Source organism: Haladaptatus sp. (assembly GCF_049589095.1).
Taxonomy (GTDB): Archaea; Halobacteriota; Halobacteria; order Halobacteriales; family Haladaptataceae; genus Haladaptatus.
In genome coordinates, this window is the sequence record NZ_JBAWAC010000053.1 from 1 (window position 1) to 7,245 (window position 7,245).

The following is a 7,245-nucleotide window of genomic DNA, read 5'->3' on the forward strand; positions in this document are numbered from 1 at the left end:
GGCGAGGACAGCGGTCGCGTCCTTCCCATCATGACCGAAATCTCCCCGGCACAAGGTGCCGGGAAGGTGATCGCCACCGGGAAACTCCAGGAGATAGCCGAGGAGGCGGTGCAGAACGTCAGCGCCATCATCAAGAAGTTCAGCGACGAGGACATCTCCGAGAAGGACATCCACATCCAGTACGTCCAGACCTACAGCGGCGTCGAAGGGGATTCGGCGTCCGTGACGATGGCGACCGGCGTCATCAGCGCGCTCGAAGACATCCCCGTCGATCAGAACGTGGCGATGACGGGGTCGCTCTCCGTCCGCGGTGACGTCCTCCCCGTCGGTGGCGTCACGCACAAAATCGAGGCGGCCGCGAAGACCGGCATCGAGACGGTTATCATCCCGAAAGCGAACGAACAGGACGTGATGATCGAGGACGAGTACAAGGAGATGGTGAATATCGTCCCCGTCTCGCACATCAGCGAGGTCCTCGAAGTCGCGCTCGTCGGCGAGTCCAAAATAGAGAGCCTCACCGACCGACTCAGGACCATTACGGGAACGGCCCTCGACACGAGCAGCGATCACGGATCGCCGAGTCCGAGTCCCTGAACTCGATTTTTTCCGGTCGAATCGATAGCTGACTTCCGAAAAATCAGAGGTCCTTGTTCACGCGAATCTCCTTGTCGGTCACCGTATCGACGACGCTGGCGGGAACCGCCAGGTCGTCGTCGTCGGCGCTCCCCCATCCGAACACTTCCAGCCACGCTTCACCGAGGTTGGGGTCGGGATCGACGTACGCCGTCCCGCTCCGAACCTCGCTCACGATCCCGAGTTGCTCCCCTTCGCTGTCCATCAGGAACTTCCCTTCGTCTTCCCCACTGAGTGTTGCCATATTTTTCGTTCAGCACGAGAGTACATTCGCTTTGTGGCTAAGTGAGCTGATTTAACGATCACAGTGGCTACATCACCGGCGGATACCATACCGCCACGTTCGATTCGAGCGGAGATGAGACCGTATCTATCCATCGAAATTTCCGCTAGAGAAAAACGAACTATCGGGCGGAGAACGATTCCTGATCGCGGTTTTAGCGCGACGAAACGACGTCGACCTCGCCCTCACGGAACGGTATCGGGTCGACGACGCGATGTCGGCCCTCCGGAGGTTTGGCCTTACGGTTCCAGCACGGCCCGGAACCGAACCTCGTTGTCCATCATTCGTTCGTAGGCGTCGTCGGCGTCCGCCAAGTCGAACGTCTCGATTTCCGGCGTGATGTCTCGAAGCGCGCTGAACTCCAGGGTATCTTGAGAGTCACGAGCGTCGCCGGACGCCCATCCGCGAACCGCACTTCGGCTTCCGACGAGGTCGACCACGGAAACGTCGATGGGTTCGCCAGGGACGCCGACGGTGACGACCTCGCCGTCGGTGTCGAGACCGGGGACGACCGAGGAGATCGCGTCGGCGTTCGGCGCGGTGGCGAGGACGACCGTCGCGCCGCCCAACTTCTGCAGTTCCTCCGCCGGGTCGTCGGCCTTCGCGTCGATGAAGTGGTCGGCACCCAGTTCGCGGGCGTACTCCTCCTTGTCGGTGCCACGCGAGATGGCGACCGTTTCGAAGCCCGCCTGTCGGGCATACTGCACGCCGAGGTGACCGAGTCCACCGATCCCTTGCACGGCGACCAGATCACCCGGTCGGGCGTCCGTGTGTCGGAGCGCGTTGTACGTCGTGATCCCGGCACAGAGCAGGGGCGCGGCGTCCGCCGCGTCCAGTTCGTCGGGGACGGCCGCGAGCGCTTCCGCGTTGACGACGGCGAACTCGGCGTAGCCGCCGTCAACCGTCACGCCGTGGATGTCCGCGTTCTCACACTGTTCGAACTCGCCGCGACGACAGGCTTCGCAGGTGAAACAGTGTCCGGCGTGCCAGCCAGCGCCCACGCGGTCGCCCTCCTCCCACTGCTCCACGTCCTCGCCGACCGCATCGACCCGTCCGACTATCTCGTGGCCGGGAACGCGCGGGTAGGCGAGTCCGGGATAGCCACCCTCCTTCGCGTAGGAGTCGCTGTGGCAGACGCCACAGGCTTCGACCTCGACGCGAACCTGCGTGGCGTCCGGCGTCGGAACCTCCCGTTCGACGAGTTCGAATTCCCCTCCCGGTTCGTCGACTTCGACCGCCCGCATCGTATCTGACATAGCAGTCGGAACATCGGGCGCGAGACGGATAAGTGGAAATGCCAATATCGGTGGAAAGCGGCGACGGCTTCCGGTTTCACTCTCCAGGCATCGTTGTCCGGAGTCGTCATACTTACCGCACCGCCGTTCGTGTTTCGAAGCGAAAACAGTGACGAGGAACACGAAGGCGACAACGGGAAATTGGCGGTCGGTCGCGACGGTCACTGGGTGGCAAACGGCCGCAAGCCTCTGTTATTACAGCATCTTCGCCGCGACGGGCGTCGTCCGTGACGCCTTCTCGCTGTCGGCGTCCAGCGTCGGGTTCTTCCTGACGGCCGCGCTGTTCGGCTACACGATTGCGCTGTTTCCGAGCGGAGCGGCCGTGGACGGCTACGGCGAAAAACGCGTGATGGTCGTCGGACTCGCCGGACTCGCGGTCGCCACCGTCGGCGTCTCGTTCGCGTCGTCGTACTCACTCCTCCTCGTCGCGGGCGTCGTGTTGGGGGCCGCGTACTCCTCGGCGATGCCCGCGTCGAACCGTGGCATCATCGCCAGCGCGCCGAACGGACGGGAGAACCTCGCCATGGGACTGAAACAGGTCGGCGTCACGGCCGGAAGCGGCGTCGCCTCGCTCGTCATCACCGGCGTCGCAGCCGTCACGATCTGGCAACTCGGTTTCTGGGTCATCGCCGTACTCGCGGGTGGCTACGCGCTCGGGTTCGCCGTGACGTACGGCGGGACGTCCGGCGAGGGAACGATGTCCCTCCCCGATTTCAGCGATCTGCGGACGAACGGGCCGTATCTGCTGCTCGTCGTCGCCGGACTTTTCCTCGGCGCGTCCATCTTCGCCATGCTCGGATACATCGAACTCTACGTCAAGGACGGCCTCGGACAGACCACCGCCATCGGCGGCATCGTGCTGGCCCTCACACAAGTCATGGGGAGTATCGCCCGCATCGGTGCCGGAAGCGCCGCCGACCGACTCGGCGGCGCTCGCGGGTCGGCGACCGTGGCATTCGTCCAAATCGCCGGAGGTGCCGTTCTCTTCGCCGCGCTCGCGACCGGTATCTCATCGTTCCCCCTCGCCGTCGTCGTGTTTGCCGGACTCGGACTCTCCATCTACGGTTCGACCGGCGTGTTCTACTCGTGTCTGAGCGGTCTCGTGGACGGCGAGGATATCGGTGCCGCGACGGCCGGGGGACAGACGGCCATCAACGTCGGCGGACTGATCGCACCGCCCGTCTTCGGCGCGCTGGTCGAACGGTCGGGGTACGGCCTCGGTTGGGAACTGTTGGCCGCGATGACCGTCGTTTCCGCGTTGCTCCTTTTCGCCGTTCGCCGCTGGACCTGATTACCGGATCAGTTCCGCGATGGTCTCGGCTTCGACGGGATCGGAGTCGAGCACGCATTGAACGAATCCGAACACGCTTCCGGCGCTCCACGCCGCCGGAATACAGGAGTCCGGATGGCGGAGCGTGCCGACCGAGACACCCTCGTCGAAACCGACCATGAGTTCCGGGAAGCCAAACCCGTCGGGATAGTCGGTTCGGACCGTGTCCTCCAGCGCTGACAGTCCCCGAACGGCGAGCGCTCTCGCCGCGTCCTGCTGGCCGCGCTCGGCGAGTCCCATCGCCGCCACGCTCGTGTCGTGTGGCCAGACGCTCCCGCGATGGTACGAGAGCGGGTCGAAGGAATCGTGTGACGCCGCGAACGTCCTGAGACCGGCCGAGGAGAGCATGTCCTCGCGCGTCAACCGCTCTGCGACCTGCTCGACGCGTCGTTCGCTTCCCAATCCGCCCCAGATGGCGTGGCCCTGATTCGAGGCGACGCTCGGGATGACGCCGTTTCCGTCGATCCCGAGCGCGTAACAACCCTCGTCGGGAAGCCAGAATCGCTCCTCGAACGACGCCGCGAGCGTCCCCGCCATCTCCCGGCAGTCGTCCGCCAGCGATTCGTCGCCGACCCGCGCCGCGAGCGGCGCGAACCGCTCCAATGCGCGGAAGACGTACCCCTGTACTTCAGTGAGCGCAATTGCACCCTCCGCCGGGGTTCCGTCGGGACGAGCGAGCGATTCCGCGCTGTCCTTCCACCCGAGATGGGTGAGACCCAGCGAGTGGTCGTGTGATTCGTAGAACAGGAAGCCGTCGTCGTCCAGTTCGGAAAGCGTCCATTCGATGGCGGCTTTCGCGTTGGGGTACAGCTCCTCGAACAGCGTTTCGTCGCCCTCCTCGACGGTATCAGCGAACAGCGCCGCGAACAACGGGGTCGCGTCGATGGTGCCGTAGTACGGCGTTCGAACGCTTTCCCCGATTACGGGGAGGTCGCCGTACCGCTTCTCGTGCATGATTCGACCGGGCGCTTCGAGCGTCGCGCCGTCGGTTTCCGTTCCCTGTTCGTCGGCCAAGAAACGGAGCGTCCGTTCCGCGACGGTCGGGTCGAACGGCAGGAGTTGATAGCTCACGATGAGCGAATCGCGGCCGAACGGCGCGAGAAACCGCGGCGCACCCGCCGCGGGAACGCCACACGGGAGCGTCAGCGCGTCGAGCGTTTTCGCGGCGCGCCCGACGAGTCGGTCGTACCGTGGACAGTCGATGTCCGTCTCGATATCGGGCGTGTTCCGTCGTCCACCCGGCAGTTCGAGTTCGAGTTCGATGGAGCGGGTCGAAGCGGGCGGGACGGTCACGTCCGCGGAAAAGGTCGCCGAGTCGTCGGAAACGCTCGTTTCGAGGTCGGAGTCGGTCGTGACCTCGACTCGCCGTTCGGTGTCGTCGGCGAGCGTGCCGACGAAGGCGACGCCGGACGTGCGGCGTTCAATTTCGACCGGCCGCACTTGGTGTTCACGCGGCGAGAAGAAGGCAGGGATTTCGAAGATATGGCCGAAGTCAGGGGTCAGCGAGATGGAGAGGGTTGCCTCGCGGGCCGACCGCGTGTTGTTCGTGAGTCGGACTCGGACGAGACAGCCGGTTTCCGTGATTTCGAGGTGTTTGCCGAGCATCCAGGGTCGTCCCTCGCCGCGGCCCGTGCCGACGGTGGGGCTGGCGAGCGTCGTCGTCACGCCGCGGTCGCTGGATTCGCGACCGAGAACGTGCCAGTCGTCCGGTCCGTCGAGGTCGATTTCGAGCGCCGAGAGGTAGCGATGGTCGGATTCGTACACGCCGGTTTCGGGCGTCGCGGGCGTGACGTCGCCGCGTGCATCGACCACGATCTGTCGTCCCGAATCCATGACGAGCGCACAGTCGTCGGGAAGCATCAGGCGTCCTCCTCACAGTCCGGGTACGTTACCGCTTCGATGATGATCCTGTCGGCCTCCAAATCTTCGAGCACGGCACCCCATCCACCGATACCGAACTCGCCGTCCTCGGTACGGAGGACGATGGTCGCTTGCCCGGCGAGCGTCGAGAGTGACGGCGTTTGGTCCCCCTCGCGGATGTCGCCGTTGGCGTACAGGATATCGGTTATCTCGCCCGACAAGGAGATACTCTGTCGCCGACCCATCTCCCGACCGCGAGCGGTCGCGGTGATGGTGGCCCCGTCGGCCAGCAGCGGTGCGATGTCGCGGATGCACCGCCGAATGTTCACGTATTCCGCCGGAAGCGTTTCGCTGTGGGTGGTGTAGACGATGGCCCACGACTCCCAGAGTGCGGCCTCGAAGTACCAGTGGAAGATGTACGTGAGGGTCTCGTCTTCGAACACCGCACCGTACTGCCCAGTCGGTTCCGTGTGTGGCGCAAAGCACGCGATTTCACGGTCCACGAGGACGAGAAACGGTGCGGGGAGGTGACGGTGCCGTGCCTCGGTGACGACGTCGGCGAACTCCTCGTCGGTCGGGAGGTCGGTCGGCTGTTCGTAGCTCGTATTGATCGAAACGGAGACGAACACGTCGTTTTCGTAGCACGTCTTGAGGGCGGGCACGAGGCGGTCGTACTGCTCCGGCGTGACCGACAGTTGTACCTGATTGGTCGCGTCCTGAATCGCTTCCTCCGCCCGTTCGATGACCGTTTCGACCCGTTTGAGGATGCTGATGCGGTGTCCGCCGACCCCGGCCTGTTGCCATCTGTCCTGAATCTCGGTGGCCGTCTTCGAGAGCGTTTCAGCCCGCGATTTGAGGTTCTGGAGAACCTCCGTCGGTTCCCTGGCCCGCGCCCGGAGCGCGTCCTGTTTGTACGTCTCGACGTAGCCTTCGTCCTCCAAATCCCGGAGCACGTCGTAGATTCGCGACCGCGGCACGTCCGCCCGTTCCGCGAGCGACGTCGCGGACGCGCTTCCCAAATCGAGGAGGGTGACGTAGGCGTCGATCTGGTACGTCGAAAGTCCCACCTCCTGAAGTCCGCGTCGAAGTTCGTCGGTGTCCATCTGTGTGTTGATTCCCATCCTATCGAGTTGAATCTTTTAGTTGACGTTCCCGATACAGTGCCGTTCCGTCCATACGAATTCTCATATTCACTCCTGTATCAAATACGTGAGCAAGATTTATATATTTCTTATTCTTCATGGTTGAGTAGGACAGAGTTCCTATGACAGGCGATCACAAAAACGGGGAAAAAACGCGGCGTACGGTGCTACAATCTATCGGCGGAGCGGCTGGCGTGGCCGCGCTTGCCGGGTGTGTCGGAAGCCTCGGCGGCAGTAGCGGCGACGGCAAGAACAAGGACATCACGTTCTGGACGAGCAACGTCGAAAACGACCGACAGAAGGTCATCAAGAAGCTTCTCAAGTCGTACGACTCGAACAACGGCGGTTCCAGCACGCTGAACGCGGTCCAGGAGGACGACCTGCCGACGCGCATCTCTTCGGCACGCGCATCAGGGACGCTCCCGACCATCGCGGATTTCGGTCTCTCGCCGATGCAGAAACTCGGCAGTGGCGGTCTCCTTTCGACGAAGGCGGCCGACGCAGTCATCGAGAACGTCGGCAAAGACAAATTCTACAACGGCGCGCTCGATTTGACGAAAGCGCCCGACGGCGGCCACTACTCGATTCCGATGTACGGTTGGGTCGAGGGAATGTGGTACCGAAAGAGTAGCTTCGAGGATAAGAACCTCGACGACCCGACGACGTGGGACGGCTTGATGAAGGCGGCAAAAGCGCTTCACG

General features: G+C 63.5%; 7 protein-coding genes. 3 read left to right on the forward strand and 4 right to left on the reverse strand.

Annotated elements, in window-relative coordinates; translation table 11 throughout:
- Nucleotides 1-594, forward strand: a 594-nt coding sequence (locus WBV42_RS01730; RefSeq protein ID WP_423984499.1) for a S16 family serine protease, incomplete at its 5' end; no start/stop codon positions are given.
- A gap of 43 nt (nucleotides 595-637) precedes the next feature.
- Here the strand turns inward: WBV42_RS01730 and WBV42_RS01735 are convergent.
- Both WBV42_RS01735 and WBV42_RS01740 read right to left on the reverse strand, forming a co-directional pair.
- Nucleotides 638-877: a hypothetical protein gene (locus WBV42_RS01735; RefSeq protein ID WP_423984500.1), complete on the reverse strand. Its 240-nt coding sequence runs from the start codon at nucleotides 875-877 to the stop codon at nucleotides 638-640.
- Between the two features lie 278 nt (nucleotides 878-1,155).
- Nucleotides 1,156-2,172, reverse strand: coding sequence for an alcohol dehydrogenase (locus WBV42_RS01740; protein ID WP_253234597.1), 1,017 nt, complete (start codon nucleotides 2,170-2,172; stop codon nucleotides 1,156-1,158).
- Nucleotides 2,173-2,320: 148 nt separating this feature from the next.
- On the opposite strand from WBV42_RS01740, the gene WBV42_RS01745 reads away from it, so the two are divergent.
- A complete protein-coding gene (locus tag WBV42_RS01745; RefSeq protein WP_423984501.1) occupies nucleotides 2,321-3,502 on the forward strand; it encodes an MFS transporter in 1,182 nt (393 codons plus the stop codon).
- Here WBV42_RS01745 and WBV42_RS01750 read toward each other — a convergent pair whose 3' ends face one another.
- Nucleotides 3,503-5,401, reverse strand: a complete 1,899-nt coding sequence (locus WBV42_RS01750; protein ID WP_423984502.1) for an MGH1-like glycoside hydrolase domain-containing protein — start codon at nucleotides 5,399-5,401, stop codon at nucleotides 3,503-3,505. It abuts the gene before it with no gap.
- Nucleotides 5,401-6,504, reverse strand: a complete 1,104-nt coding sequence (locus WBV42_RS01755; RefSeq protein WP_423984503.1) for a TrmB family transcriptional regulator — start codon at nucleotides 6,502-6,504, stop codon at nucleotides 5,401-5,403. Before WBV42_RS01755 ends, WBV42_RS01750 begins: the two co-directional genes overlap by 1 nt.
- Nucleotides 6,505-6,665: 161 nt before the next feature.
- On the opposite strand from WBV42_RS01755, the gene WBV42_RS01760 reads away from it, so the two are divergent.
- A partial coding sequence (locus tag WBV42_RS01760; RefSeq protein ID WP_423984504.1) for an ABC transporter substrate-binding protein occupies nucleotides 6,666-7,245 on the forward strand: 580 nt, incomplete at its 3' end.